The following is a 26831-nucleotide window of genomic DNA, read 5'->3' on the forward strand; positions in this document are numbered from 1 at the left end:
AGGAGGCATTTTTTTATGAAATTAAAAGGAACTAAAACGTTAGAAAACTTGATGAAGGCTTTTGTAGGAGAATCTCAAGCTAGAAATAGATATACATTTTATTCTGAGATAGCTATGGAAGAGGGATATGATCAGATATCAGAATTGTTTTTAGAGACTGCAGATAATGAAAAAATACATGCGGAAATATTCTTTGATCATATAAAAGAGGGGTTAGAGGGAGAAGAATTTCCTGTGCCTGTAGATGTTGCTGCTACATATCCTATTGGACAAGATACTACTTTGGAAAATCTTAAATATGCTGCCATGGGAGAAAATGAAGAATGGGATAAACTATATCCTCATTTTGCTCAAACAGCAAAAGAAGAAGGGTTTAGTGCTATTGCAGCTTCATTTAATATGATAGCTAAAGTTGAGAAAAAGCATGAGGAAAGATATTTAAAACTTGCTGAGAATGTTAGAGATAATGAAGTTTTTAAAAAGAAAGAAAAGGTACTTTGGAAGTGTAGAGTATGCGGATATGTACATCAAGGAGACGCGGCTCCTAATGTATGTCCTGTTTGTAAGGTAGGTCAAGGATACTTCGAAATACATTGTGAGAATTACTAAATTTTTAGATATATAACTTAAGCGAAAAATCACACGCATTGAAATAACGCTACTTAATTAACCTTTTAATAAAACTAAAGATTATAACTTATTAAATAACCTAAAACTTCTTAAACTCCCTTAGGGTCAGACAAAGAAGTTTATTAACGGATATTTAAACGTCATAATCTAAGTTTTATAGTAAAAGGTTAACCAAAATTAGCTAACATTTCAATACGTGTGATTTTTTTATGTATATATTTATTGTTTGGATAGATTAAAGAAAAAATCTAAAGAAATTAAATTTAAGTAACATTTAAGATTAGCTTAATGCTTGATTAAGAAACACACAATATAATTAAAACAAATCAGATAAGGGGGCATATGAAATGGAAGAAGAAATAAGTTTACAGATGAAAGATTTAGTTCATCCTAAAGAAAAAATATTATATAGATTATGTGTATTAATAACTATAGTAGGCGTTATAGGGAGTATTATGGCTATTATACTAGGTCTTGTAGATAAAGAAGAAATGCAGACTATAATGGGTGGATTTGCAATTATATTTGTAGTTATATATCAATTGGGAAAAATGTATGCAAAAACTCAAGTAAACTCTATAAAGCTGTCTAAAAGACAATTTCCAGAGGTTTATGAAATTATTGAAGATTTTGCTCAAAAGCTTGAAATGAAGAAGATTCCTGAAGTATATGTAGTTCAACAAGGCGGAGTTTTAAATGCTTTTGCAGCTACTTTTTTCAGTAGGGATTATATTCAAATAAACATAGATATATTTGAAATTGCTTATAGAGAACACAAGGATTTAGATGCTCTATCTTTTGTTATAGGGCATGAGATGGGTCATATAAAAATGGGACATACGAAGCTTAAATATATACTATTAACTTTTGCTAGTAATTTGATTCCCATAGTAGGAGCTACTTTATCACGAGCAAGAGAATATACATGTGACAGACATGCTAGTTATCTTTGTCCTCAAGGAAGAAAATCATTAGTATTACTTGCGGCTGGAAAGCATATGTACAAGAATGTAGATGTTGAGGAAGTGGTTAAACAGGGTCAATATCAAAAGGGAATATTTCAATGGTTTGCAAATGCAACAGCATCTCATCCAGTTCTTGCAAAAAGGATGAAAGCACTTATGGATTTAGATACTCCAGGTAGATTATTCTAAAAAAGATTGAAAAAAATTTGAAATTATACTTGAAATAATTTAATAAAGTGAGTATAATAAACAACAAATAGTTTATAATAATTTTAAAAGCTGTGAAAGAAACTAGTAAAAAGATAATTGTCATCAGAGAGTGAGTGGTTGGTGAAAACTCATGTCGGTTACTTTTGAATCCATTCTGGAGCTGTCAAGCTGAAATAAAATAGGCTTGAACCGGTGGTCGTCGTTAAAGACATTGAGAGGGTTATTTATTAACCAATCAGGGTGGCAACGCGGAAGATATAAGCTTTCGTCCCTTTATAGGGACGGGGGCTTTTTTTATACAAAAAAAAGAACAAAATACGAGGAGGAATAATAATGTTAGATATAAAAAGAATAAGAAATGATTTAGACGGAATAAAAAAAGCTATGGGAAGACGTGGAGAAAAAGATTTTGATTTAGACTTAGTATTAGAGTTAGATGATCAAAGAAAAGAACTTTTACAAGAAGTTGAAAAAATGAAGAACGAGCAAAATGTAGCATCAAAAGAAATTCCTAACCTTAAAAAAGAAGGAAAAGATACTACTGAGATAATGGCTAAATTAAAAGGACTTTCTGATGAAATAAAAGTTCTAGATGAAAAAGTTAAAGACGTAGAAGAGAAGATAGAATATAACTTAATGAGAATACCTAATGTACCTAACCCAAATGTTCCACAAGGAACAACAGATGATGACAATGTAGAAGTCAGAAAATGGGGAGAACCAACGAAATTTGATTTTGAATCAAAGGCTCACTGGGATATAGGAACAGATCTTGAAATATTAGATTTCGAAACTGCAGCGAAAATAACAGGATCAAGATTCACATTATACAAAAACTTAGGAGCTAGACTTGAAAGATCTTTAATAAACTTTTTCTTAGATACTCATACAGATGCTGGATATAGTGAAGTACTACCTCCTTTCATGGCTAACAGAGATAGTTTTGTTGGAACAGGACAACTTCCAAAGTTTGAAGAAGATATGTTTAAGTTAGAGGGAAAAGAATATTTCTTAGTTCCTACAGCAGAAGTACCTGTTACAAATATTCATAGAAATCAAATAATAGAGGGAGAAACTCTTCCTATAAGATACTGTGCTTATACACCATGCTTTAGATCAGAAGCAGGATCTGCTGGAAGAGATACAAGAGGTCTTGTAAGACAACATCAATTTAATAAAGTTGAGTTAGTTCACTTTGTAAAGCCTGAAGATTCTTATGAAACACTTGAGACACTTACAAATAATGCAGAAAAGGTTCTTCAATTATTAGGACTTCCTTATAGAGTAGTTAAGATATGTACAGGAGATTTAGGATTTACAGCTGCATTTAAATATGATATAGAAGTTTGGATGCCAAGTTATAATAGATATGTAGAAATATCTTCTTGTTCAAACTTTGAAGATTTCCAAGCTAGAAGAGCTGGAATAAGATTCAAGAGAGACAAGAAAGCTAAAGCAGAATATGTTCATACACTTAATGGATCAGGTGTTGCAATAGGAAGAGCTCTTGCTGCAGTACTTGAAAACTATCAACAAGCTGATGGTTCAGTAGTAGTACCAGAAGTTTTAAGAGGATATATGGGTGGAGTAGAAAAAATAACTAAGTAATACAATATAAATAATATAGGGTTTGAAAATCAAACCCTATATTATGAATAAAATGTTTAAAAATAACATAATATACATTTATAACATAACAATAAAAGTTGAAAAAATATGATAGATATGATATTATAGAACTTGTCAACTTCAATAATAAAAAATATTAAATCCAAATCCTATAGGTATAATATAAGCTTAGGAGGAAATATGGAAGATTCTTTTTACATGAAAGAAGCTTTGAAAGAAGCTCATAAAGCTTATTTAAAAGAAGAAATTCCCATAGGAGCTATTATAGTTAAAGATAACAAAATAATAGCAAGAGCACATAACTTAAGAGAAACAATTAAGGACCCAACAGCTCATGCAGAGATACTCGCTATAAGAGAGGCTGCAAAAGTTTTAGGAGGGTGGAGGCTTATAGGATGTAAATTATACGTGACTATGGAGCCGTGTATTATGTGTTTGGGAGCTATAAGTGAATCGAGAATAAAAACATTAGTAATTGGAACTAAAAATACTAAGACTTCAGATTCTGAATATAAGCTCAAATTAAAGCAAGATTTCTTACAAGATAAAGATATAGATATATCATTTGGAGTATTAGAAGAAGCAACATCTTCTATTGTAAAGAATTTTTTTAGGAAACTAAGAAAGCGCTAAGGAGAGATGTCCGAGTTGGCTTAAGGAGCACGCCTGGAAAGCGTGTATACGGGAAACTGTATCGCGGGTTCGAATCCCGCTTTCTCCGCCAGAAAAATTAAAAATGATTTTAAAGTTTGCTGTGCTAGACGGGGAGGTAGCGGCGCCTTGTAACCTGCAATCCGCTATAGCAGGGTTGAACTCCATATGGAGGGCTAATACTTGTAGAGCTGCCCTAGATAAGTGGTGATGATATTTGGGTCCTACGCAATGAAAGCTCATGAATCCCGCCAGGTCCGGAAGGAAGCAACGGTAAGTGATCACTTTCATGTGCCGTAGGGTAGCCTAAATTGAGCTAACTGTTTAGGTAACGTTTATGAGGTTAGCACAATATATGGTGCACAGCATTTAATATAAAAAATAAAGTCTCTATTTTATAATAGAGACTTTTTTAATGCAAAAAAAATTATATGAATTGTATATATAAAATGAAAGTTAATTGAGATGCAATCTTAGAACTCTTGGATTTAGGATGAAAGAAATTAAATTTATATTAAACTTTATATCTGTTACTCTTCGCATAAACTGTAACTTTTTTGTTACCAATTAAATCAATTATTGTAATAAAATAAAATAAGAATTGATATAGAGAGGGGTAATTTATATGAACAAGAGATCAACAATAAAAAAGGTAAGTGCTTTTTTAATAACAGGAGCTTTGGCTTTAGGTACAATTGGATATACTAATGTAAATGCAGAAAATAATACTTTTAAAGTAGGAGAAAAATTCACAGTTGCAGATATGAAAATGGGAAATGATGCATATGTTATTGACTATAAATTAGAAGATGTAACTGGGGATAAAGTTAAGGATAACATTGTATTAGTAGGAAATAAAGAAGATAAAGAAGCTATGTTTGTAGATAATTTAAATATTATAGTACAAGATGGAAAAACTAAAAAATATACAAAGGCTACATATGAATATTTTGGTGGATATGATTGTGAAGATATGATGTTTATAGGAGACTTTAATGGGGATAAAGTAAATGATGTAATGGTAAGTGCACCTACAGGAGGAAGTGGTGGAATAGTAGAACATATGATAGCTACTTTTAAAGATCATAAACCATCTGTTATATTTACAGATAAAGATAACGAAGGACTTAAAATAGATGGAAAATATGTAGATGGATATAAAGCTGAGGTTGAATTCAAAGATTTAAACAAGAAAATAGAATTGGATTTAAGTGCTAACAAGAAATATTATGAAGATAGTAATATATATGATAAAAAGGGTAAATTATTAGATGAAGTAAAACCTTGGATAAACGCATTTTCAAAAGTGGAACCTATTGATTATGATTGTGATGGATCATATGAACTTCATACATACCAAAGAATAGCGGGAACTTGTAATGCAGATACGATTTCTTATCTTGAATCAGTATTAAAATTTGAAAATAATAAATGGAATACAAAAGAACTTAATTATTCAACTTACTTAGTTAAGTAATTACATTTAAACTCTTTGCTAGATAGCAAGGGGTTTTGTTTTTGAAATATATAATAAAAATTTATATTTCATGTATATAAATCTCAAATATGATAATAATATAAAAGAAAATTAAATATATTTTCAATTTCTCCCCTATTTAAAAGGCTTCTCCCCCCATAGAAGTCTTTTTTTTTTTAGTATATAATAGAACAGAATGAATATACATAGAGGTGATTTTATGCATAAGGCATTATATAGAGTTTATAGGCCGTTAAAGTTTGAAGATGTAATAGGTCAAGAACATATAACAAAAACAATAAAAAATCAGATAGATAACAATAGTATAGCTCATGCGTATTTGTTTTCTGGAACAAGAGGTACAGGGAAAACATCTACTGCTAAGATATTTGCAAGAGCGGTTAATTGTATTAATCCAGAGGATCATGAGCCTTGCAATGAATGTGAAATTTGTAAAGGTATATTAAATGACAGTATAATGGATGTTATTGAAATAGATGCTGCATCCAATAATGGAGTAGATGATATAAGAGAGTTAAGAGAGAACGTAAAATATCCACCAACAAAGGGTAAGTATAAAGTGTATATAATAGATGAGGTACATATGTTATCTCAAGGAGCCTTTAATGCATTATTAAAGACATTAGAAGAACCTCCATATTATATAATATTTATACTTGCAACTACTGAAGCGCATAAAATACCTGCAACCATATTATCAAGATGTCAAAAATATGATTTTAAAAGAGTTAAAGTTGATGATATAGTTACGCGTATGAAAAAAATATGCGATGATTTGGATATACAAGTAGAGGAAAAGGCTCTGAATTTGATAGCAAGAAATGCAGGAGGCGCATTAAGAGATGCTTTAAGTATATTAGATCAGTGTGTATCATATAGTGAGGATGAAATTAAATATTCTGATGTAGTTAATCTTCTTGGAACTGTCAATATAGATTTTTTATTTGATATGAGTAAATACATAATAGAAGAAGACACGAAACAGGCACTTGAATTATTAAATGAATTGATAATTTGCGGTAAAGATATAAAGCATTTTTTAACTGATTTGATAGATCATTTTAGAAACTTAATGGTTTGTAAAGTATCTCATGAATTATATGAAATAATAAATTTGCCAGTAGAGACTATAGATTTATTAAAAAATCAAGCTGATGGCATTGATTTGAACAGTATAATAGAAATAATAAACTTATTGTCTGAAACTCAAAATAATATAAAGTATTCTTCTAATCCAAGAATATCACTTGAAATAACTATAATGAAATTATCTCAACCTGTACTTAAGTTAGATGATGATTCTATTATAAATAGAATACAAAATATAGAAAATGTAATAAAAAATGGTGTAAGTATATCTCGAAATGATAATAATATAGAAAACAAAAATAATATATCTAGAAATAGAAGTATTAAAAATGAACCACAGGTTCAAAAAACAAAAAAACCTAAGAATCCAGATGTACTAGAAATTGAAAATTCATGGATGCAGATATTAGAATATATGAAAAATGATAAGCAGATGTCTATTCAAGCGATGTTAAAAGAAATTAACGATTTTGAGATGGAAAATAACACACTTATAATGCTAGTTGATGATAACTTTAAATTTATAAAAGATAGATTAAATAGAGATGAAGAAAAATCATATATAAAAAGCGTTATAAATAATATAACAGGCCAAAATATAAATATTAAAATAGAATTAAAATCAAATATGGTAAATAATTCAACAAATGATCAAGAGGATGAAGGTATAAAAATATTAGAAAATGTATTTCCAAAAGAGATGATACAAGTAAAAGATTCTATAAAAGAAACGTAGAACATAATAATTATTATATGCTATAATATAGTTTAAAGTGATTTTTAAAGGAGGATGAATTATGGCTAAAAAAGGATTCCCAGGAATGGGTGGAAATATGAATAATATGTTAAAACAAGTTCAAAAAATGCAAAGAGATATGGAAAAAATGCAAGGACAGCTTGAAGAGAAAGAGGTTGAGGCTTCTGTTGGTGGAGGAGCTGTTATAGTTAAGGTTAATGGTAAGAAAGAGATACTAGATATAGCTATAAAGCCAGAAGTTGTAGATCCTGATGATATAGAAATGCTTCAAGATTTAGTTTTAACTGCTGTTAATGAAGCGTTAAGAAGTGCAGATGAGATGGTAAATTCTCAAATGTCTAAGGTAACAGGTGGACTTAATCTTCCAGGAATGTTTTAGTAGGTGATAATATGCAAACTTATTCAGGCCCTATATCAAGCCTTATAGAGGAGTTTTCAAAACTTCCTGGTGTTGGTAAAAAAACAGCACAAAGATTAGCTTTTCATGTTATAAATATGAATATGATAGATGTAGAGAAATTATCTGAAGCATTAATAAATGCTAAAAAACAGATAAAATACTGTTCTGTATGCTGTAATATAACGGATTCTAGTAAGTGTAATATATGCTCTAATCCAAATAGAACAGAAGATACTATATGTGTTGTAGAAGATCCAAGAGATGTAGCTGCTATGGAAAAAACTAAAGAATTTATGGGCAAATACCATGTTCTTCATGGAGTAATATCTCCAATGGAGGGTGTAGGTCCTGAGATGATAAAAATAAAGGAACTTCTTCAAAGGTTAAATAATGAAACTGTTAAGGAAATTATACTGGCTACTAATCCGACAATAGAAGGAGAAGCTACTGCTATGTATATATCTAGACTTATAAAGCCTTTAGGTATTAAAGTTACTAGAATTGCACATGGTCTTCCTGTAGGAGGAGATCTGGAGTATGCAGATGAAGTAACTATATCAAAAGCTTTAGAAGGAAGAAGAGAGATATAACCAAGGTTAAATACCTTGGTTTTTTTGTATAAAAAACTTTGTGATTTATTGAAATTGATATATGTGTGATGTATAATTTTTATATGATTTATTGAATAATAAATTATTATATTAAAATTAAAGTAGAGGTGTAATTATGAAAGTCTTTATGAGTTCACAAGAACATGAGGCTATGAAAAAGAAGAGACAACAAAGTTTGAAGTTAAAAGGACAGCAAAAATATGATCATGAATGTGAAGAAAAATTAGAAAATTTGCTTAAGAAAACTGTTAGGCCTAAGAACTCTAAGCCTAAAAATAAAAGAAACGATGGGTTTAAAAATAACTATAAAAATTTTGAATATGATTATGAGGAGGATTTTTACGATCCTGATATTAATAGATATTAAATAAAGTAGGCTAAATGCCTACTTTATTTTATTTTTGATACTATTAAATTGGATATATTTTCTGATGAATTTAATTTTTTCAAACTTTTTATATTGCTTTTTAAATTATCTAGTCTATTTGGATTTTCCATTAAAAGGGTTATTAGAATTTTTAAGTTATATTTTTCGGTTGTTTTAAGTGCAACGCCGCTATTCAGTAAAAAGTCTAGGTTTTCGCCTTCCTGACCAGGAATGTAATAAGGTATTATCATAGGAATTTCTTTTAATAGAGCTTCGGTAGTAGTAAGGCCTCCAGGCTTTGTAATTAAAATATCAGATACTGATAAAATATCATTCATTTTATTTGTAAATGGAAGAATAACAACGTTTTTATTTGTATCTATAGAGTCTAAAGTTTTTTGTATTTTATCTTTTAATGAAGAATTTCTTCCTGTAACAACTATAATCTGAAAGTCTTTATCAATACTCAATAAGTCTAAGAAAGCTTCTTTAATATTACCTGCACCAAAACTTCCTCCCATTAGTAAAACTGTAAACTTATCGTTTAGATTAAGTTCTTTTTTTATACCGTCTATATCACTTGATAAGAAAGATTTTTCAATAGGTATACCATATGGGTATATTTTATCCTTAGATATTCCTTCTTCTGCTAAAAGGTATTTAACGTATTCGTCTCCAACTATGTAACTATCGACTTCATCTTGAATCCAAGTAGAATGGATAGTGTAATCTGTAAGAATAGATATTATAGGTATATCTATGATGTTGTTTTTTTTCAAATTACTAACAGCCATTAAAGGAAATGGGTGTGTTCCTATTATTGCATCTGGCTGCATTTTAGTTATTAGTTTTTTTAACTTTTTTATCATATATGTAAGCACAAGGTTGCTATTTATTTCATTTTTACTTATCTTAAGATCAGATATTTTATAGATTGTACCATAAGCCTTTGGTGTATACATTGCTGATTTTTCATATCCTTTAGATATTATAGTATCTATTGTAGGGCTTACAAATTTCAAACTATCTATTATCTCACAGTCGATATTTTTAGTGAATAATTCTTCTTGTATTGCTTTTGCCGCCCTATTATGACCACCGCCAGTAGAAGCAGAAAGTATTAAGACTTTTTTCATAGTAAATCCTCCTATGTTAAATAATAGAATAATTATAAAGCTAAACTTAATTCATATAGTTTTTATAACGAATAGGAAATTATATTCATATTTAAATTATGGATAGATATAAATTTCGTTATGAGTTTCAAAAAAGTTTACATTTAAAATTCTTTTAAAGAAGAACTTTTTTATTTTAAATGAATTTTTAGTTAAGCTAATCCACAAGGTGTTGAGTTATTATTTTTATAATTAAGAGTATAGAGATTTAGGAATTTCAGCTTTTGAATAAATATTTAAAATCTAAAATTATTTGTTTTATGATTTGAAATATAAAAAATTTAAAATCAATGGTAAGAACGAACTCTGTTACTTAAAAGTATATACTAAAACCATAAAAAGTAATAATTTCCTATTAATTAAAAAATAACATATTTTAAATATATATAAGTATGTTTTTTATGGGCATATTATAATTATAACGTAAGATTATTTTATAATATATTATAAGATTTTTAAATGAAAATAAAAAAATAAATGTTTTAAAACTTTATTTTAGGAAATCTATATAATATAAAGTAAGAGGTAATTAGACATAATTATTTTACAATATAGTGCTTTAAGGAGGAAGATAATATGAATAAAAAAATAGAATTATATAGTAGTAATACATGTGGATACTGCTCCATGGCGAAGGATTATTTTAATGAAAATCATTTAGAATATATAGAGTACAATATATCAGAAGATGCTAGCTCTAGAAAAAGATTAATGAAAATGGGATATATGTCAGTTCCAGTTATATTAATAGAAGGTGAAGAAGTATTAGGATTTGATAAAGATAAAATGGATAAAATGCTAAAATCTTAATAAAAAAACTGCGATAAATTTATCGCAGTTTTTTTATTTTATAGAAAATTATATTATTTTTATTTTGAGGACGACTGATTAAGAAAGAGATACTTACAATTATTTTTAAGCAACTGTGTCGATAGTGGATTTCTTATATTTTGGAATATAATGAAATACATTCATTGGTAATTGAACCCATGCAGCTGAATCTATAGATATTATCTTCTAAAGTAATATATGATTTATATGTGTACTTAAAAAAATAGACAAAATCGTATTACTATATAGGAGGTGTAGAAGAGGTTGACTGATTTGCTGAAAATTTTCAAAAAAAATTCTTTGGTCAAGAGATTAGATAAAATAAAAAGGGGAGATAAGCTTGAAAGAGAGAAAATAATAGAAGAATATATCCCGTTTATTATAAAAACAGTATCTAGTGTAACGAATAGATATATAGAGTCTGAAAACAGTGAAGAGTATAGTGTAGGATTAGAAGGTTTTAATGAAGCTATAGATAAGTATGACCCTAAAAGTGGAAATTTTATATCATTTGCTAAAATTGTTATATCTAGTAGGACAAAAGATTATTTGAGAAAAATAAAAAAAGATTCTAAAGTAATATCTATAAATCAATTTCCAAAAGAAGAGCAAGAAAATATACACAATAATTTAAGAACAGAAGATTTTGTAAAGGATGTAATATTAAAAGAAGAGATAAAAACTTTTGAAAATAAATTGAATGATTTTGATATAACGTTTAACGATTTGTTAGATGAAGCGCCAAAACATAAGGATACTAGAATTAATGCTATCAATATAGCAAGGTATATATTCGAAAACAATTCTATAAAGATGGAATTGATGGCGAAAAAGCGAATACCAAATTCTAAAATAATAAAAGAATTGAATGTAACACAGAAGATATTAAAAAGAAGCAGAAAGTTCATTATTGCAACTGTACTAATATTAGAGAGTGATTCAGATTTGTTAAAAAGCTATATTACATTTGATAAAGGGGGTGTTAATATATGATATATAAAGGTTGTATTATAAAGATTGAAGATGATTTTGCTATTGTACTAAGTAATGATATGGAGTATATAAAAGTTATAAAAAAAGATGGTATGAATATAGGTAATCAGATTATGTTTGTGAAAGATGATATTTATAATGAAAATAAAATAAATTATAAGAAGATATCTGCTTTAGCAGCTGTAGTGTTTATTTTATTTATGTCAATTAATATATTTAATATAAAAAATAATGAAAATATGATTGCGGCAGCTGTTGTGAGTTTAGATATAAATCCAAGTATAGAATTTGAATTAAATAAAAAAGGAATAGTAATAGAGGTAAATGATATAAACGAAGAAGCTAATAAAATAATAGATAAAGAAGTTATAGGTAAAAAGATTGAAGATGCATTATACATAACCATAAATAATGCAAGGGAAAAAAATTATATATCTTCACAAAAGAATTCTGTTTTAATATCAGATGTAATATTAGATTCTACTGTAAAAGATAAATTAAATATAGAAGAGGATCTTCAAGTAAAATTAAATAATAATAAAAAGGATAATTATATAAAAATAGTATATTTAAAATCAAACAAAAATAATATGAAAGATGCTCATAAAAATGATATGTCTATTGGTAAATATGAAGCATTTAAAGAAATAGAGAAAAAAAATGCAGATACAAGCGTATATGAAGTAAAAAATATGAAGGTGTATCAAATTTTTGATGAAAATGGAAAAATAAATAATGATGTCATTGAAGTTGAACAAGAAGACAATTTTATTGAAGTTGAAAAAGATAATGTTATTACAGAAAAGGAAGATTCTAATTTTGAAAATCAATCACAAGAATTAGGTGATTCAAAAGAATTACAAGATAATCAAGCTACAGAAATAATAAAAAAGAATTACGATAAAGATAAAAATAAAGATGATGATAAACTCAAAGATGACAATGACAATAAACAGAAACAGAAAGATAAAGATAAAGAGAAAAGTAAAAAGAAAGATAACGACAGAAATAAAGAGAAAGATAAGAATAAAAATAAAGATAGATACAAAAAGGATAAAGGTAGATACAAAAAAGATAAAGATGAAGATGACGAAGAGGATAAAGATGATGACTACGAAGATGAATATGATGGTAAATTAAAAAGTAAAATAAAACACAGTCACAATGAAAAATATAAGGATAAAAAAGATAAATACCATGATAAGTTTAAAAAGTATAAACCTGATAATAAACTTAAACATAAAGATTAAATCAAAAACAGTTGAATAATTTATTCAACTGTTTTTTAGTACCAAAAAAATAGTTTTTTCTCGCAATATATTATGAAAATAAATTATGAAGGAGAGTTTTATATGAAATTACTACAAAAGAGGATTATATCAGCACTACTTGTTTCTACATTTGTATTAACGGGACCGGCTAGTATGAGTTCAAACGCACAAGGGAAGAGATCTAAAGAATATAAAAATGATAAAAACTATGAGCAAATGGAAAATATAAAGTATGAAAAAGAGAATATAGATAAAATAAAAATAGAGATAAAATTCGAAAAAGAAAAAGCCGAAAAAAAAATAAAAAAAGCTAAAGAAGATAAAGATGATAAGTTAACAAATGAGCTATTAAATGAAATAGAAGAATTGCAAAAAAACATAGATAAGTTAAATAAAAATATGAAAGATTTAAAAAGACAGATGAAAAAAATAGCTAAAGAAAAATATACACAAGAAGAATTAGAAAAATTAGAGAATATAGCTAAGCAAATAAAAGAAAGTAATAAGAATATATCTGTATTACCAGTTGAAAATATTATAAGTGAAGATTTGAATATGAAATTTGATACGCCTCCTGTTATAAAGTATGGAAGAACATTAATTCCAGTAAGAGCTATATCTGAAGGACTTGGAGCAGATGTTAAATGGAATGCTGAAGATAAAAAGGTTATAATAACTAAAGATGATGTTGAAATTATCCTAAGTTTAGAAGATGGAAAAGCTTATGTTAATGGAGAAGAAAAAGAAATAGATGTTCCAGCTGAAATAATGAGTAATAGAACTATAGTTCCACTAAGGTTTATTGCTGAAAATTTAGGCTTGGATGTTGATTATGATAAAGAGACAGAGACTATTGAATTAGAAGAGTCAACAGAAGATGAAGAAGATGGTGTAACAACTGAAGATGAAATAGATGAAGAGTCAATTGAAGATGAAACAGACGAAGAAGATAAGATAGCAACTGAAGGGTCGACTGAAGATAAAACAGATGAAGAAGATGAGATAGCAACTGAAAGTGAAACTAATAATAATGATGGAGCGTAATATAAAGTAAAAAAAGAGTTCAAGCGAACTCTTTTTTTACTTTATTTGAATATCTTCTCCTGGATTTAAAATAGATACATTACAAGATTTAACATTATCTTTTAACAAATTAGGATTGGCATTTATAGCATCAAATGTATTAAAGTGAATAGGAATAACATTTTTAGGGTTTATAAACTCTATAGCTTTTATACAATCATCAACATCCATTGTAAATACTCCGCCAATAGGTAACATGGCAAAATCTATATTCTCATACTCTAAAAGTTTCATTTCTATAGATAGTCCTGTATCTCCTGCATGATATAATTTAGTATTTTCAATTTCTAATAAAAAGCCACATGGATTACCAGCATATATTAAGTGAGTACCTTCATAAATACTAGAACCATGCAGAGCTGGAATCATCTTAACTTTTCCAAAAGATTGCTGGATACGTCCCCCTATGTGCATAGGAATACATTTTATGTTGTATTTAGATAGATATAAAGATATTTCGAAGTTACATATTACAGTGGAGTTGTATTTTTTAGATATTAAAATAGTATCTCCTATATGATCACTATGTCCATGCGTAACTAATATATAGTCTATATGAGGTAATTCTTTTAAGTTGATTGGGCAATTAGGGTTATCTTTTATGAATGGATCTATTAAAATATTATACTCTGAAGTTTGAATTAAAAAAGCGGAATGACCTAAATATTTTACTAACATACTAAAACCTCCCTTTCTTACATTATATACTATTAATAATTTAAAAAAACATTTAAGCTAATATATCTATATTATTATTTTTTCTAGATTTTAATATAAAAGTAATAGGTATTAGATAACATAAGAATGCGTATGGAATAAAATTAATAGAAGATACGCCTAAAAGTGTAGAGGCTACAATAGAATTTATATTCCAAGGAATCAAAGCAACTGTTATTGTACCGCTATCACTCAAACACCGAGCTAAATCTTCTTTTTCTAAATTATGATCAAGAAATATGTTTTTCATGAATTTACAAGGAATAATTATCCCAACGGTTTGATTACATGTTAATGTATTTAAAAGTATACTTAATAAAGAACATTTTTTGAGTAAGTCATATTTGCTTGTTGTTGATGAAATTAGTTTATTTATTAAGATGTTTAGGCTGTTGGTTGAATCTAATAGACCAGTGAAAGCCGTTGCGCTTATTATTGTAAATACAACTGGCAACATTGATAGAAAGCCTCCTCCATTTATTATATTAGATGTGGAGTTACTTTCATTAAATCCAAGCAATGATATTTTTATTAAGGTAGATATACTGGAGTGTTGAATTAAAAAGCTGATTAAGAAACTAGAGCACAATGATGCTAGCAACGATTTAGTTATATCTATTCTTATTAATATTAGTATAAAAAGTATCGCAATAGGTATTAGGCATAGTATGTTTAAGTTAAAACTATTTGATAAATTTATCAATATATTGTCTAGGTTACTGTAATTACTTATGCTATTGTATTTTCCTAAAATAAAGTATAGTATACCGCTGACTATAAAAGCTGGAATGAGTGTTTTATTCATTTTACGCATAAGTTTATATGGGTTAGAATTTGTCATTTCTATATTCAGATTTAATGCGCTAGATATAGGTGAAGATCTATCTCCTAAGAAAGCACCGGAGATTATTGCGCCGGCCAGAACAGATGTATCTAAACCTACAGCTTTTCCTATTGTTATAATTACAACACCTATAGTCGATATACTTCCAACTGCAGTTCCTAATATATAGGATATGCAAGACATTATTAGAAAAGAGAAAAGTATAAAGTTATATTTTTTTAATACACTAAGACCTAAATAAATAAGATAAGGTATAGTTCCACAAACCATCCATGATGATGTAAGCATCCCAACTAATGAAAGAATTATGATTATGCGTTTTGCAGATAATACACTTGATATTATGCTTTTGTTTAGATCTTTGTAGTTATATTTGTTTGATATTGAATTTATATATACAAATAAAGCAGAAATTGATATGCCTATATATACGGGTTTGTTCATTATAACTGATAGTGATATTAATATCAGTGGTACTAATAGATTTTTCATGTTAAACGACCTCTCAATAAGATTGTAATTAAGAAAATTACATATATAAAAGAAGGGCCCGATATAGGCCCTTGATTTATAACGAATAGGAAATTATATTCCTCTTTAATTTGAGGATAGATATAAATTTCGTTATGAGTTTCAAAAAAGTTTACATTTAAGATTCTTCTAAAGAAGAACTTTTTTATTCTATAATATATTCTTCTTTAGGAAGTTTGTGCATTGTAATTCCTGTAAATCCGTAGAACATAGATATTATAGGATTTATTAAGTTTAAGAAAGCAAAAGGTAAATATGCGAATGGGTGAACGCCTAAAGTTGCCCACATATATGCTCCGCACGTATTCCAAGGAATAAGAGGAGATGTTAATGTTCCTGAATCCTCAAGTGCTCTTGATAAGTTTTTAGGATGAAGGCCTTTTTTACCATAAGCATCTTTATACATTCTTCCTGGAATTACTATTGAAAGATATTGTTCTCCTGTAACTAAGTTTACGAATATACAAGAGAATACAGTAGCAACAACAAGTCCGCCGGTACCTCTTGCCAATTTCAATATATTCTCAGCTATAACTTCAAGCATTCCTGTTTTTTCAAGTATTCCTCCTAGAGTTAAGGCACATAATATTAAAGATACTGTCCACATCATTGATTGAAGACCTCCACGAGTTAACAATGAGTCTACAGATTCTATTCCTGTATTAGATACGAATCCGTAGTTAGCAGAAGTTATTATTTCTCCAAGTGATGATTTCTGGAATATAGCAGCGAATATTCCTCCAAGGATTGAACCTGTTATAAGTCCTGGAATCGCTGGAACTTTTAATATAACAATTGTTATTACTATGATAGGTGGAAGGAATAGTAGTGGGTTTATATTAAAACTAGATGATAGAGCATCCAGCATTTGATTTATTATAGTAGGGTCGATGTTCTTGCCTGCATATTTAGCACCTAAGAAACCGTAAAGGATAAGAGCGATTAGTAAAGATGGTCCAGTTGTGAATAGCATGTGACGTACATGATCGAATAGATTAGCACCTGCCATGGCTGGAGCTAGATTTGTAGTATCTGATAATGGTGACATTTTATCTCCGAAGTAAGCGCCAGATATAATTGCACCGGCAACTATATAGTTAGGAATTCCGAGTCCTTGACCTACACCCAAAAGTGCGATACCAACAGTACCTGCTGTAGTCCAAGAGGATCCTGTAGCGAGAGCAACTATTGCACATATTATACAGGTTGCAACTAAGAATATACCGGGTGATAATATTTTGAGGCCGTAATATATCATAGTAGGAACTACACCACTTAATATCCAGGTACCTATAATTGTACCTACTATCATAAGAATTAAAACAGCCTGCATTGCCATGTTGATGGTTTTCATGACTCCTTCTTCAAGTTCATTCCATTGAAAGCCTAGTCTGGTAGTAGCCATGAGAGCAGCTATAACAGCACCACAAATTAAAGGAATATGAGGTGAGGCTTCATACTTAAAAACTGCAACCCCTATAAATAAGATTAAACAGAAAATAGGAATAAGAGCTTCTAGTAAGTTTGCCTTACGTTTTTGTTTTGACATTATAATTTTCCCCCTTTTAAAATAATAAAACTAAGTTTCTGATATTTCAGTTATTAAGTATGTTATTTAACTGAATTTAGGTCGGGTTAACACAAGAACATAACAATATATATTCGCCCCTGTAATATTTTGAATAGTGATATTGTCAGTCGGTTGATAAAATTATAAATGTACCAAAATTATATCATAAATCTTCTGAAAATTCAATACATTTAAAATTCAACAACAATTCATTGGGGGAGTTTTAAATTTGTTAGTATATTAAATCATATTAAGGATAAAAATATAAAGCGAAACTTAATTTAAATGTTTAGTAAGTTGATCTAGAAGATTTATAAGTTAGTATATCGAGTTTTAAAAGGTTGGATTTTGGAACTTTTAACTTTCGGATAAACTACATTTATAGAATTTTGAAATGTAAATATTAATACTTTAAGATATATTTTAGATAAATTTTAAAAAAATAATAAAAAAGTATTGACCAACTTGATGAAAGGTGATATATTATTACTTGTCCTCAACAACGAGGCGAACACGAAACACAAAATGAACTTTGAAAATTAAACAGTAGGTTATAAATAAATCACAAACAGTGATTTTCGGAAACAACACATAAAGTCAGTTACTGAGTACTGACAAACTTTTATTTAAGAGTTTGATCCTGGCTCAGGATGAACGCTGGCGGCGTGCCTAACACATGCAAGTCGAGCGGAGATTAAGAAGCTTGCTTCTTAATCTTAGCGGCGGACGGGTGAGTAACGCGTGGGTAACCTGCCCTATACACACGGATAACATATCGAAAGATATGCTAATACGAGATAATACATTTTTAAGGCATCTTAAAAATGTCAAAGATTTTATCGGTGTAGGATGGACCCGCGTCCCATTAGCTAGTTGGTGAGGTAAAAGCTTACCAAGGCGACGATGGGTAGCCGACCTGAGAGGGTGATCGGCCACACTGGAACTGAGACACGGTCCAGACTCCTACGGGAGGCAGCAGTGGGGAATATTGCACAATGGGGGAAACCCTGATGCAGCAACGCCGCGTGAGCGATGAAGGCCTTCGGGTCGTAAAGCTCTGTCCTAAGGGAAGATAATGACGGTACCTTAGGAGGAAGCCCCGGCTAACTACGTGCCAGCAGCCGCGGTAATACGTAGGGGGCAAGCGTTATCCGGAATAACTGGGCGTAAAGGGTGCGTAGGCGGCCCTGCAAGTCAGAAGTGAAAGGCTACGGCTCAACCGTAGTAAGCTTTTGAAACTGTAGGGCTTGAGTGCAGGAGAGGAGAGTAGAATTCCTAGTGTAGCGGTGAAATGCGTAGATATTAGGAGGAATACCAGTTGCGAAGGCGGCTCTCTGGACTGTAACTGACGCTGAGGCACGAAAGCGTGGGGAGCGAACAGGATTAGATACCCTGGTAGTCCACGCCGTAAACGATGAGTGCTAGGTGTCGGGGGTTACCCCCCTCGGTGCCGCAGCTAACGCATTAAGCACTCCGCCTGGGGAGTACGCTCGCAAGAGTGAAACTCAAAGGAATTGACGGGGACCCGCACAAGTAGCGGAGCATGTGGTTTAATTCGAAGCAACGCGAAGAACCTTACCTAAGCTTGACATCCCTCAGACCGCTTCTTAATCGAAGCTTTCCCTTCGGGGACTGAGGTGACAGGTGGTGCATGGTTGTCGTCAGCTCGTGTCGTGAGATGTTGGGTTAAGTCCCGCAACGAGCGCAACCCTTATCTTTAGTTGCCAGCATTTCGGATGGGCACTCTAGAGAGACTGCCGAGGATAACTCGGAGGAAGGTGGGGATGACGTCAAATCATCATGCCCCTTATGCTTAGGGCTACACACGTGCTACAATGGCTAGTACAGAGAGTTGCGAAACCGCGAGGTCAAGCTAATCTCTTAAAGCTAGTCTCAGTTCGGATTGCAGGCTGAAACTCGCCTGCATGAAGCTGGAGTTACTAGTAATCGCGAATCAGAATGTCGCGGTGAATGCGTTCCCGGGTCTTGTACACACCGCCCGTCACACCACGGAAGTTGGGGGCGCCCGAAGTCAGATATCCAACCGCAAGGAGGAATCTGCCGAAGGTGAAATCAATGACTGGGGTGAAGTCGTAACAAGGTAGCCGTATCGGAAGGTGCGGCTGGATCACCTCCTTTCTAAGGAGAAATAACCTACTGTTTAATTTTGAGAGTTCATAAAAAACTCTTGACGAGAATAAATAATTTTGCTATTATATATCTTGTCCAAAAAATACAATATGGGGGCGTAGCTCAGTTGGGAGAGCACTTGCCTTGCAAGCAAGGGGTCAGGAGTTCGACTCTCCTCGTCTCCACCATTTAGTATTTTATATACTACTTTAGTACTTTGAAAATTGAACAGATTCAAATAAATTTAGGTTAAGTTATTAAGGGCGTAGGGCGGATGCCTTGGCACCAAGAGCCGATGAAGGACGTGGTAAGCTGCGATAAGCTTCGGGGAGATGCAAGCAATCTTTGATCCGGAGATTTCCGAATGGGGAAACCCACCTAGAGTAATGTCTAGGTATCCTTAGATGAATTCATAGTCTAAGGAGGGGAACCGGGGGAACTGAAACATCTAAGTACCCCGAGGAGGAGAAAGAAAAATCGATTCCCTGAGTAGCGGCGAGCGAAAGGGGATTAGCCCAAACCTATGAAGTTTTCTTCATAGGGGTTGCGGATATGCTTATTAAGATGGAGGTATTGTAGTCGAAGAGGTTTGGAAAGACCCACCGTAGAAGGTAATAGTCCTGTAGATTAAACGAGAAGACCATCAAGCGTACTCCAGAGTACCACGGGACACGTGAAACCCTGTGGGAAGCTGGGGGGACCACCCCCCCAAGGCTAAATACTCCTTGGTGACCGATAGCGTATAGTACCGTGAGGGAAAGGTGAAAAGAACCCCGGAAGGGGAGTGAAATAGAACCTGAAACCCTATGCCTACAAGCTGTGGGAGCACATTATTAGTGTGACCACGTACTTTTTGTAGAACGGGCCAACGAGTTACGATAAGTAGCAAGGTTAAGGACTTAGGGTCTGGAGCCGTAGCGAAAGCGAGTCTTAACTGGGCGATTCAGTTACTTGTCGTAGACCCGAAACCGAGCGACCTACCCATGGCCAGGATGAAGCGAAAGTAAAATTTCGTGGAGGTCCGAACCCACGCACGTTGAAAAGTGCGGGGATGAGCTGTGGGTAGAGGTGAAATTCCAATCGAGCTCGGAGATAGCTGGTTCTCCCCGAAATAGCTTTAGGGCTAGCCTCAAGCTTAGAGATGAGGAGGTAGAGCACTGAATGTCCTAGGGGCCCTATGGGTTACCGAAGACTATCAAACTCCGAATGCCTTTATCTTTTGCTTGGGAGTCAGACTGTGGGTGATAAGATTCATAGTCGAGAGGGAAACAGCCCAGACCGTCAGCTAAGGTCCCTAAATGTAAGTTAAGTGGTAAAGGATGTGGGATTGCACAGACAACCAGGATGTTGGCTTAGAAGCAGCCATTCATTCAAAGAGTGCGTAATAGCTCACTGGTCGAGTGATCCTGCGCCGAAAATTATCGGGGCTAAAACTTACTACCGAAGCTACGGCATTGACTTTGTCAATGGGTAGGGGAGCATTCACTGCGGGTTGAAGCTAGACCGGAAGGACTAGTGGACTGCAGTGAAGAGAGAATGTTGGCATGAGTAGCGAGACGTAGGTGAGAATCCTACGGGCCGAAAACCCAAGGTTTCCTGAGGAAGGTTCGTCCGCTCAGGGTTAGTCGGGACCTAAGCCGAGGCCGAAAGGCGTAGGTGATGGACAACAGGTTGAGATTCCTGTACTACCGATAATCGTTTGAAGAATGGGGTGACACAGAAGGATAGGCTATCCTACTATTGGATGTAGGTCCAAGCATTAAGGGAGCACTGATAGGCAAATCCGTCGGTGCAATTCTGAGGTGTGATGGGGAGCGAAATTAAGTAGCGAAGTAGTCGATTTCATGCTGTCAAGAAAAGCCTCTACTGAGATTAAAGGTACCCGTACCGCAAACCGACACAGGTGGGTGAGAAGAGAATTCTAAGGCTAGCGAGAGAACTTTTGTTAAGGAACTCGGCAAAATGACCCCGTAACTTAGGGATAAGGGGTGCCTCATTAGGGTGTATGCCCGAAGAGGCCGCAGAGAATAGGCCCAAGCGACTGTTTACCAAAAACATAGGTTTCTGCTAAGTCGAAAGACGATGTATAGGAGCTGACGCCTGCCCGGTGCTGGAAGGTTAAGGGGATGTGTTAGACGCAAGTCGAAGCATTGAACTTAAGCCCCAGTAAACGGCGGCCGTAACTATAACGGTCCTAAGGTAGCGAAATTCCTTGTCGGGTAAGTTCCGACCCGCACGAAAGGCGTAACGATTTGGGCACTGTCTCAACAAAAGACTCGGTGAAATTGTAATTCCGGTGAAGATGCCGGATACCTGCGACAGGACGGAAAGACCCCATGGAGCTTTACTGTAGCCTGGCATTGGATTTCGATATTACATGTACAGGATAGGTGGGAGACTGAGATACGAGAACGCCAGTTTTCGTGGAGTCACCCTTGGGATACCACCCTTGTAATATTGAGATTCTAACCATAGACCATGAATCTGGTCTTGGGACACTGTCAGGTGGACAGTTTGACTGGGGCGGTCGCCTCCCAAAATGTAACGGAGGCGCCCAAAGGTTCCCTCAGCACGGTCGGAAATCGTGCGAAGAGTGCAAAGGCAAAAGGGAGCTTGATTGCAAGACATACAGGTCGAGCAAGGACGAAAGTCGGGCTTAGTGATCCGGTGGTTCCGCGTGGAAGGGCCATCGCTCAACGGATAAAAGCTACCCTGGGGATAACAGGCTTATCTCCCCCAAGAGTCCACATCGACGGGGAGGTTTGGCACCTCGATGTCGGCTCATCACATCCTGGGGCTGTAGTAGGTCCCAAGGGTTGGGCTGTTCGCCCATTAAAGTGGTACGCGAGCTGGGTTCAGAACGTCGTGAGACAGTTCGGTCCCTATCCGTCGCAGGCGTAGGAAATTTGAGAGGAGCTGTCCTTAGTACGAGAGGACCGGGATGGACATACCTCTGGTGCACCAGTTGTCACGCCAGTGGCATAGCTGGGTAGCTATGTATGGAATGGATAAGCGCTGAAAGCATCTAAGCGCGAAGCCAACCTCAAGATAAGATTTCCCATCTTTATGAGTAAGATCCCAGGAAGACTACCTGGTTGATAGGTTCAAGGTGTAAGCTCAGTAATGGGTTCAGCTGATGAATACTAATAGATCGAGGACTTAACCTTTTATTAAATCTGGTCAATTTTGAAAGTATTAATACAATACTTAATATGCGGGTGTAACTCAGTGGTAGAGTTCTGGCCTTCCAAGCCAGCTGCGAGGGTTCGACTCCCTTCACCCGCTCCAAATATGTGGTTATTATAGCAAAGAGGATACACCTGTTCCCATTCCGAACACAGAAGTTAAGCTCTTTAGCGCTGATGGTACTTGGGGGGCAGCCCCCTGGGAGAGTAAGACGTAGCCACGTATGTTCCAAGGTAGCTCAATGGTGGAGCAATCGGCTGTTAACCGATAGGCTGTGGGTTCGAGCCCCACCCTTGGAGCCAAATATATGCCGAGGTGGCGGAACTGGCAGACGCACAGGACTTAAAATCCTGCGGTCCTTACAGATCGTACCGGTTCGATTCCGGTCCTCGGCACCACAATAACGCGGGATGGAGCAGTTGGCAGCTCGTCGGGCTCATAACCCGAAGGTCGTAGGTTCGAGTCCTGCTCCCGCAACCAAAGCATGGCCCCTTGGTCAAGCGGTTAAGACACCGCCCTTTCACGGCGGTAACAGGGGTTCGATTCCCCTAGGGGTCACCATTAATAATTGGGCTCATAGCTCAGCTGGGAGAGCACCTGCCTTACAAGCAGGGGGTCACAGGTTCGAGCCCTGTTGAGCCCACCAATTATTTGGCCTGGTAGTTCAGTTGGTTAGAATGCCAGCCTGTCACGCTGGAGGTCGAGGGTTCGAGTCCCTTCCAGGTCGCCAAATAATTTTATGGGAGAAACAAAAAAACAAAAAAGTGCTAGTGTGGCTCAACGGTAGAGCAGCTGACTTGTAATCAGCAGGTTGTAGGTTCGATTCCTATCACTAGCTCCAAAACATGGAGGGGTTCCCGAGTTGGCCAAAGGGGGCAGACTGTAAATCTGTTAGCATCGCTTTCACTGGTTCGAATCCAGTCCCCTCCACCATAAATAACATGCGGGTGTGGCGGAATTGGCAGACGCACTAGACTTAGGATCTAGCGCTTTTAGCGTGGGGGTTCAAGTCCCTCCACCCGCACCATAAGCGGAAATGGCTCAGTGGTAGAGCATCGCCTTGCCAAGGCGAGGGTCGCGAGTTCGAATCTCGTTTTCCGCTCCAAATTATGTACCTGTAGCTCAGTTGGATAGAGCAGTGGCCTTCTAAGCCACGTGTCCGGGGTTCGAATCCCTGCAGGTACGCCATATATACTGGGGATTCGCCAAGTCGGTAAGGCACATGACTTTGACTCATGTATGCGTTGGTTCGAGTCCAGCATCCCCAGCCAATTTAATTTGACCCATTAGCTCAGTCGGTAGAGCACCTGACTTTTAATCAGGGTGTCCCGCGTTCGAGTCGCGGATGGGTCACCAAACAAGTACGGAGGGGTGTCCGAGTGGCTTAAGGAGCTGGTCTTGAAAACCAGTGATTCCGAAAGGGACCGTGGGTTCGAATCCCACCTCCTCCGCCAAATGCCCAGATAGCTCAGTCGGTAGAGCAGGGGACTGAAAATCCCCGTGTCGGTGGTTCGATTCCGCCTCTGGGCACCAAAGAAGCATGGCGGCATAGCTCAGTTGGCTAGAGCGTTCGGTTCATACCCGAAAGGTCACTAGTTCGAATCTAGTTGCCGCTACCAAATAAAGTGGGCCTTTAGCTCAGTTGGTTAGAGCGCCCGGCTCATAACCGGTAGGTCTGGGGTTCGAGTCCCTGAAGGCCCACCACTTTATTTAACACAATTATATCGAGGTGTAGCGCAGTTTGGTAGCGCACGTGGTTTGGGACCATGGGGCCGGGGGTTCGAGTCCCTCCACCTCGACCAATTATATGGTGGGTATAGCTCAGTTGGTTAGAGCACCAGATTGTGGCTCTGGGGGCCGTGAGTTCGAGTCTCATTATCCACCCCATATTTTGACCCATTAGCTCAGTCGGTAGAGCACCTGACTTTTAATCAGGGTGTCCCGCGTTCGAGTCGCGGATGGGTCACCAAAGAAATGGCGACATAGCCAAGTGGTAAGGCAGAGGACTGCAACTCCTTCATCCCCAGTTCAAATCTGGGTGTCGCCTCCATAAAAAAATTGACAATAACAATGAGATGTGGTAATATATATTTTGTTGTTATAAATTTATGTTCCAAGGTAGCTCAATGGTGGAGCAATCGGCTGTTAACCGATAGGCTGTGGGTTCGAGCCCCACCCTTGGAGCCAAATATATGCCGAGGTGGCGGAACTGGCAGACGCACAGGACTTAAAATCCTGCGGTCCTTACAGATCGTACCGGTTCGATTCCGGTCCTCGGCACCACAATAACGCGGGATGGAGCAGTTGGCAGCTCGTCGGGCTCATAACCCGAAGGTCGTAGGTTCGAGTCCTGCTCCCGCAACCAAAGCATGGCCCCTTGGTCAAGCGGTTAAGACACCGCCCTTTCACGGCGGTAACAGGGGTTCGATTCCCCTAGGGGTCACCATTAATAATTGGGCTCATAGCTCAGCTGGGAGAGCACCTGCCTTACAAGCAGGGGGTCACAGGTTCGAGCCCTGTTGAGCCCACCAATTATTTGGCCTGGTAGTTCAGTTGGTTAGAATGCCAGCCTGTCACGCTGGAGGTCGAGGGTTCGAGTCCCTTCCAGGTCGCCAAATAATTTTATGGGAGAAACAAAAAAACAAAAAAGTGCTAGTGTGGCTCAACGGTAGAGCAGCTGACTTGTAATCAGCAGGTTGTAGGTTCGATTCCTATCACTAGCTCCAAAACATGGAGGGGTTCCCGAGTTGGCCAAAGGGGGCAGACTGTAAATCTGTTAGCATCGCTTTCACTGGTTCGAATCCAGTCCCCTCCACCATAAATAACATGCGGGTGTGGCGGAATTGGCAGACGCACTAGACTTAGGATCTAGCGCTTTTAGCGTGGGGGTTCAAGTCCCTCCACCCGCACCATAAGCGGAAATGGCTCAGTGGTAGAGCATCGCCTTGCCAAGGCGAGGGTCGCGAGTTCGAATCTCGTTTTCCGCTCCAAATTATGTACCTGTAGCTCAGTTGGATAGAGCAGTGGCCTTCTAAGCCACGTGTCCGGGGTTCGAATCCCTGCAGGTACGCCATATATACTGGGGATTCGCCAAGTCGGTAAGGCACATGACTTTGACTCATGTATGCGTTGGTTCGAGTCCAGCATCCCCAGCCAATTTAATTTGACCCATTAGCTCAGTCGGTAGAGCACCTGACTTTTAATCAGGGTGTCCCGCGTTCGAGTCGCGGATGGGTCACCAAACAAGTACGGAGGGGTGTCCGAGTGGCTTAAGGAGCTGGTCTTGAAAACCAGTGATTCCGAAAGGGACCGTGGGTTCGAATCCCACCTCCTCCGCCAAATGCCCAGATAGCTCAGTCGGTAGAGCAGGGGACTGAAAATCCCCGTGTCGGTGGTTCGATTCCGCCTCTGGGCACCAAAGAAGCATGGCGGCATAGCTCAGTTGGCTAGAGCGTTCGGTTCATACCCGAAAGGTCACTAGTTCGAATCTAGTTGCCGCTACCAAATAAAGTGGGCCTTTAGCTCAGTTGGTTAGAGCGCCCGGCTCATAACCGGTAGGTCTGGGGTTCGAGTCCCTGAAGGCCCACCACTTTATTTAACACAATTATATCGAGGTGTAGCGCAGTTTGGTAGCGCACGTGGTTTGGGACCATGGGGCCGGGGGTTCGAGTCCCTCCACCTCGACCAATTATA

The 26831-nt window shown here is 35.5% G+C and carries 17 protein-coding genes, 42 tRNA genes, 3 rRNA genes, 1 other RNA gene and 1 other annotated feature; of the genes, 59 read left to right on the top strand and 4 right to left on the bottom strand.

Going from position 1 to position 26831, the window contains the following annotated elements; translation table 11 throughout:
- Positions 1-15 precede the first annotated feature (15 nt).
- From rbr to P4S50_RS18590, 11 genes are all read left to right on the top strand, one after another.
- Positions 16-609 carry a rubrerythrin gene (gene rbr / locus P4S50_RS18540; RefSeq protein WP_277732297.1) on the top strand — a complete coding sequence of 198 codons (594 nt, stop codon included), beginning with the start codon at positions 16-18 and terminating at the stop codon, positions 607-609.
- Between the two features lie 368 nt (positions 610-977).
- A complete protein-coding gene (locus tag P4S50_RS18545; RefSeq protein WP_277732298.1) occupies positions 978-1784 on the top strand; it encodes a M48 family metallopeptidase in 807 nt (268 codons plus the stop codon).
- Between the two features lie 83 nt (positions 1785-1867).
- Positions 1868-2081: a binding site (T-box leader), on the top strand.
- A gap of 57 nt (positions 2082-2138) precedes the next feature.
- Complete coding sequence (gene serS, locus P4S50_RS18550) at positions 2139-3413, top strand: serine--tRNA ligase (protein ID WP_277732299.1); 1275 nt, start codon at positions 2139-2141, stop codon at positions 3411-3413.
- A 201-nt stretch (positions 3414-3614) separates the two neighbouring features.
- Entirely contained in the window at positions 3615-4067 is a 453-nt protein-coding gene (locus P4S50_RS18555) for a nucleoside deaminase (RefSeq protein ID WP_277732300.1), read from the top strand.
- Positions 4068-4158, top strand: a tRNA-Ser gene (locus P4S50_RS18560).
- A gap of 28 nt (positions 4159-4186) precedes the next feature.
- Positions 4187-4451, top strand: an RNA gene (ffs, locus tag P4S50_RS18565) — signal recognition particle sRNA large type.
- Positions 4452-4710: 259 nt separating this feature from the next.
- Positions 4711-5562 carry a hypothetical protein gene (locus tag P4S50_RS18570; protein WP_277732301.1) on the top strand — a complete coding sequence of 284 codons (852 nt, stop codon included), beginning with the start codon at positions 4711-4713 and terminating at the stop codon, positions 5560-5562.
- Between the two features lie 220 nt (positions 5563-5782).
- Positions 5783-7408, top strand: a complete 1626-nt coding sequence (gene dnaX / locus P4S50_RS18575; protein WP_277732302.1) for a DNA polymerase III subunit gamma/tau — start codon at positions 5783-5785, stop codon at positions 7406-7408.
- A 61-nt stretch (positions 7409-7469) separates the two neighbouring features.
- Complete coding sequence (locus P4S50_RS18580; RefSeq protein WP_277732303.1) at positions 7470-7808, top strand: YbaB/EbfC family nucleoid-associated protein; 339 nt, start codon at positions 7470-7472, stop codon at positions 7806-7808.
- A gap of 11 nt (positions 7809-7819) precedes the next feature.
- Positions 7820-8419, top strand: a complete 600-nt coding sequence (recR, locus tag P4S50_RS18585) for a recombination mediator RecR (RefSeq protein ID WP_277732304.1) — start codon at positions 7820-7822, stop codon at positions 8417-8419.
- 136 nt (positions 8420-8555) lie between these two features.
- Positions 8556-8807 (top strand): hypothetical protein, encoded by a 252-nt coding sequence (locus P4S50_RS18590; RefSeq protein ID WP_277732305.1) that lies wholly within the window; start codon positions 8556-8558, stop codon positions 8805-8807.
- A gap of 23 nt (positions 8808-8830) precedes the next feature.
- Here P4S50_RS18590 and P4S50_RS18595 read toward each other — a convergent pair whose 3' ends face one another.
- The gene (locus P4S50_RS18595) at positions 8831-9943 is read right to left on the bottom strand and encodes an MGDG synthase family glycosyltransferase (RefSeq protein ID WP_277732306.1); all 1113 of its coding nucleotides are present in this window, start codon (positions 9941-9943) and stop codon (positions 8831-8833) included.
- 615 nt (positions 9944-10558) lie between these two features.
- On the opposite strand from P4S50_RS18595, the gene P4S50_RS18600 reads away from it, so the two are divergent.
- From P4S50_RS18600 to P4S50_RS18615, 4 genes are all read left to right on the top strand, one after another.
- Positions 10559-10792: a glutaredoxin family protein gene (locus P4S50_RS18600; RefSeq protein WP_277732307.1), complete on the top strand. Its 234-nt coding sequence runs from the start codon at positions 10559-10561 to the stop codon at positions 10790-10792.
- 294 nt (positions 10793-11086) lie between these two features.
- The gene (locus tag P4S50_RS18605) at positions 11087-11806 is read left to right on the top strand and encodes a sigma factor (protein WP_277732308.1); all 720 of its coding nucleotides are present in this window, start codon (positions 11087-11089) and stop codon (positions 11804-11806) included.
- Complete coding sequence (locus tag P4S50_RS18610; RefSeq protein ID WP_277732309.1) at positions 11803-13056, top strand: anti-sigma factor domain-containing protein; 1254 nt, start codon at positions 11803-11805, stop codon at positions 13054-13056. Before P4S50_RS18605 ends, P4S50_RS18610 begins: the two co-directional genes overlap by 4 nt.
- A 102-nt stretch (positions 13057-13158) precedes the next feature.
- Complete coding sequence (locus tag P4S50_RS18615) at positions 13159-14121, top strand: stalk domain-containing protein (RefSeq protein ID WP_277732310.1); 963 nt, start codon at positions 13159-13161, stop codon at positions 14119-14121.
- Positions 14122-14157: 36 nt separating this feature from the next.
- On the opposite strand, the gene P4S50_RS18620 is transcribed toward P4S50_RS18615, so the two are convergent.
- The 3 genes from P4S50_RS18620 to nhaC form a co-directional block, all read right to left on the bottom strand.
- Positions 14158-14838, bottom strand: a complete 681-nt coding sequence (locus P4S50_RS18620; protein WP_277732311.1) for a metal-dependent hydrolase — start codon at positions 14836-14838, stop codon at positions 14158-14160.
- Positions 14839-14890: 52 nt separating this feature from the next.
- A complete protein-coding gene (locus P4S50_RS18625) occupies positions 14891-16213 on the bottom strand; it encodes a Na+/H+ antiporter NhaC family protein (protein WP_277732312.1) in 1323 nt (440 codons plus the stop codon).
- Positions 16214-16397: 184 nt separating this feature from the next.
- Complete coding sequence (gene nhaC, locus P4S50_RS18630; protein WP_416390162.1) at positions 16398-17804, bottom strand: Na+/H+ antiporter NhaC; 1407 nt, start codon at positions 17802-17804, stop codon at positions 16398-16400.
- Positions 17805-18444: 640 nt separating this feature from the next.
- Here nhaC and P4S50_RS18635 point away from each other — a divergent pair.
- From P4S50_RS18635 to P4S50_RS18850, 44 genes are all read left to right on the top strand, one after another.
- A 16S ribosomal RNA gene (locus P4S50_RS18635) occupies positions 18445-19961 on the top strand.
- 103 nt (positions 19962-20064) lie between these two features.
- Positions 20065-20140, top strand: a tRNA-Ala gene (locus P4S50_RS18640).
- Between the two features lie 59 nt (positions 20141-20199).
- Positions 20200-23119, top strand: a 23S ribosomal RNA gene (locus P4S50_RS18645).
- Between the two features lie 47 nt (positions 23120-23166).
- A tRNA-Gly gene (locus P4S50_RS18650) sits at positions 23167-23240 on the top strand.
- A 4-nt stretch (positions 23241-23244) separates the two neighbouring features.
- Positions 23245-23361: ribosomal RNA gene (gene rrf / locus P4S50_RS18655) — 5S ribosomal RNA — on the top strand.
- The 16S, 23S and 5S rRNA genes sit together here with 41 tRNA genes alongside, the layout of an rRNA operon.
- A gap of 4 nt (positions 23362-23365) precedes the next feature.
- Positions 23366-23440 (top strand) — tRNA-Asn (locus P4S50_RS18660).
- Between the two features lie 7 nt (positions 23441-23447).
- A tRNA-Leu gene (locus tag P4S50_RS18665) sits at positions 23448-23536 on the top strand.
- Positions 23537-23542: 6 nt separating this feature from the next.
- Positions 23543-23618 (top strand) — tRNA-Met (locus tag P4S50_RS18670).
- Between the two features lie 6 nt (positions 23619-23624).
- A tRNA-Glu gene (locus P4S50_RS18675) sits at positions 23625-23699 on the top strand.
- Positions 23700-23708: 9 nt separating this feature from the next.
- Positions 23709-23784, top strand: a tRNA-Val gene (locus P4S50_RS18680).
- 7 nt (positions 23785-23791) lie between these two features.
- Positions 23792-23868, top strand: a tRNA-Asp gene (locus P4S50_RS18685).
- A gap of 36 nt (positions 23869-23904) precedes the next feature.
- Positions 23905-23979 (top strand) — tRNA-Thr (locus tag P4S50_RS18690).
- Between the two features lie 6 nt (positions 23980-23985).
- Positions 23986-24071: transfer RNA gene (locus P4S50_RS18695), tRNA-Tyr, on the top strand.
- A gap of 10 nt (positions 24072-24081) precedes the next feature.
- A tRNA-Leu gene (locus tag P4S50_RS18700) sits at positions 24082-24165 on the top strand.
- A gap of 3 nt (positions 24166-24168) precedes the next feature.
- Positions 24169-24243, top strand: a tRNA-Gly gene (locus P4S50_RS18705).
- A 6-nt stretch (positions 24244-24249) separates the two neighbouring features.
- Positions 24250-24326 (top strand) — tRNA-Arg (locus P4S50_RS18710).
- Positions 24327-24333: 7 nt separating this feature from the next.
- Positions 24334-24409, top strand: a tRNA-Gln gene (locus P4S50_RS18715).
- Between the two features lie 9 nt (positions 24410-24418).
- Positions 24419-24494: transfer RNA gene (locus P4S50_RS18720), tRNA-Lys, on the top strand.
- Positions 24495-24503: 9 nt separating this feature from the next.
- Positions 24504-24592 (top strand) — tRNA-Ser (locus P4S50_RS18725).
- 3 nt (positions 24593-24595) lie between these two features.
- Positions 24596-24671 (top strand) — tRNA-Phe (locus tag P4S50_RS18730).
- Positions 24672-24680: 9 nt separating this feature from the next.
- Positions 24681-24757: transfer RNA gene (locus P4S50_RS18735), tRNA-Met, on the top strand.
- Between the two features lie 8 nt (positions 24758-24765).
- Positions 24766-24842, top strand: a tRNA-Ile gene (locus P4S50_RS18740).
- 21 nt (positions 24843-24863) lie between these two features.
- Positions 24864-24940: transfer RNA gene (locus tag P4S50_RS18745), tRNA-Pro, on the top strand.
- 8 nt (positions 24941-24948) lie between these two features.
- Positions 24949-25025, top strand: a tRNA-His gene (locus tag P4S50_RS18750).
- A 6-nt stretch (positions 25026-25031) separates the two neighbouring features.
- Positions 25032-25107, top strand: a tRNA-Lys gene (locus P4S50_RS18755).
- 7 nt (positions 25108-25114) lie between these two features.
- Positions 25115-25188 (top strand) — tRNA-Cys (locus P4S50_RS18760).
- 62 nt (positions 25189-25250) lie between these two features.
- A tRNA-Asn gene (locus P4S50_RS18765) sits at positions 25251-25325 on the top strand.
- Between the two features lie 7 nt (positions 25326-25332).
- Positions 25333-25421, top strand: a tRNA-Leu gene (locus tag P4S50_RS18770).
- A gap of 6 nt (positions 25422-25427) precedes the next feature.
- Positions 25428-25503, top strand: a tRNA-Met gene (locus tag P4S50_RS18775).
- A gap of 6 nt (positions 25504-25509) precedes the next feature.
- A tRNA-Glu gene (locus P4S50_RS18780) sits at positions 25510-25584 on the top strand.
- A 9-nt stretch (positions 25585-25593) separates the two neighbouring features.
- A tRNA-Val gene (locus tag P4S50_RS18785) sits at positions 25594-25669 on the top strand.
- Between the two features lie 7 nt (positions 25670-25676).
- A tRNA-Asp gene (locus P4S50_RS18790) sits at positions 25677-25753 on the top strand.
- 36 nt (positions 25754-25789) lie between these two features.
- Positions 25790-25864 (top strand) — tRNA-Thr (locus tag P4S50_RS18795).
- A 6-nt stretch (positions 25865-25870) separates the two neighbouring features.
- A tRNA-Tyr gene (locus P4S50_RS18800) sits at positions 25871-25956 on the top strand.
- 10 nt (positions 25957-25966) lie between these two features.
- Positions 25967-26050: transfer RNA gene (locus P4S50_RS18805), tRNA-Leu, on the top strand.
- Positions 26051-26053: 3 nt separating this feature from the next.
- Positions 26054-26128, top strand: a tRNA-Gly gene (locus P4S50_RS18810).
- Positions 26129-26134: 6 nt separating this feature from the next.
- Positions 26135-26211: transfer RNA gene (locus tag P4S50_RS18815), tRNA-Arg, on the top strand.
- A gap of 7 nt (positions 26212-26218) precedes the next feature.
- Positions 26219-26294 (top strand) — tRNA-Gln (locus tag P4S50_RS18820).
- 9 nt (positions 26295-26303) lie between these two features.
- Positions 26304-26379: transfer RNA gene (locus tag P4S50_RS18825), tRNA-Lys, on the top strand.
- A gap of 9 nt (positions 26380-26388) precedes the next feature.
- Positions 26389-26477 (top strand) — tRNA-Ser (locus tag P4S50_RS18830).
- 3 nt (positions 26478-26480) lie between these two features.
- A tRNA-Phe gene (locus P4S50_RS18835) sits at positions 26481-26556 on the top strand.
- Positions 26557-26565: 9 nt separating this feature from the next.
- Positions 26566-26642 (top strand) — tRNA-Met (locus P4S50_RS18840).
- An 8-nt stretch (positions 26643-26650) separates the two neighbouring features.
- Positions 26651-26727: transfer RNA gene (locus P4S50_RS18845), tRNA-Ile, on the top strand.
- 21 nt (positions 26728-26748) lie between these two features.
- Positions 26749-26825: transfer RNA gene (locus tag P4S50_RS18850), tRNA-Pro, on the top strand.
- The last annotated feature ends 6 nt before the right edge of the window (positions 26826-26831 follow it).

Source organism: Tepidibacter hydrothermalis, from assembly GCF_029542625.1.
GTDB classification, from domain to species: domain Bacteria; phylum Bacillota; class Clostridia; order Peptostreptococcales; family Peptostreptococcaceae; genus Tepidibacter_A; species Tepidibacter_A hydrothermalis.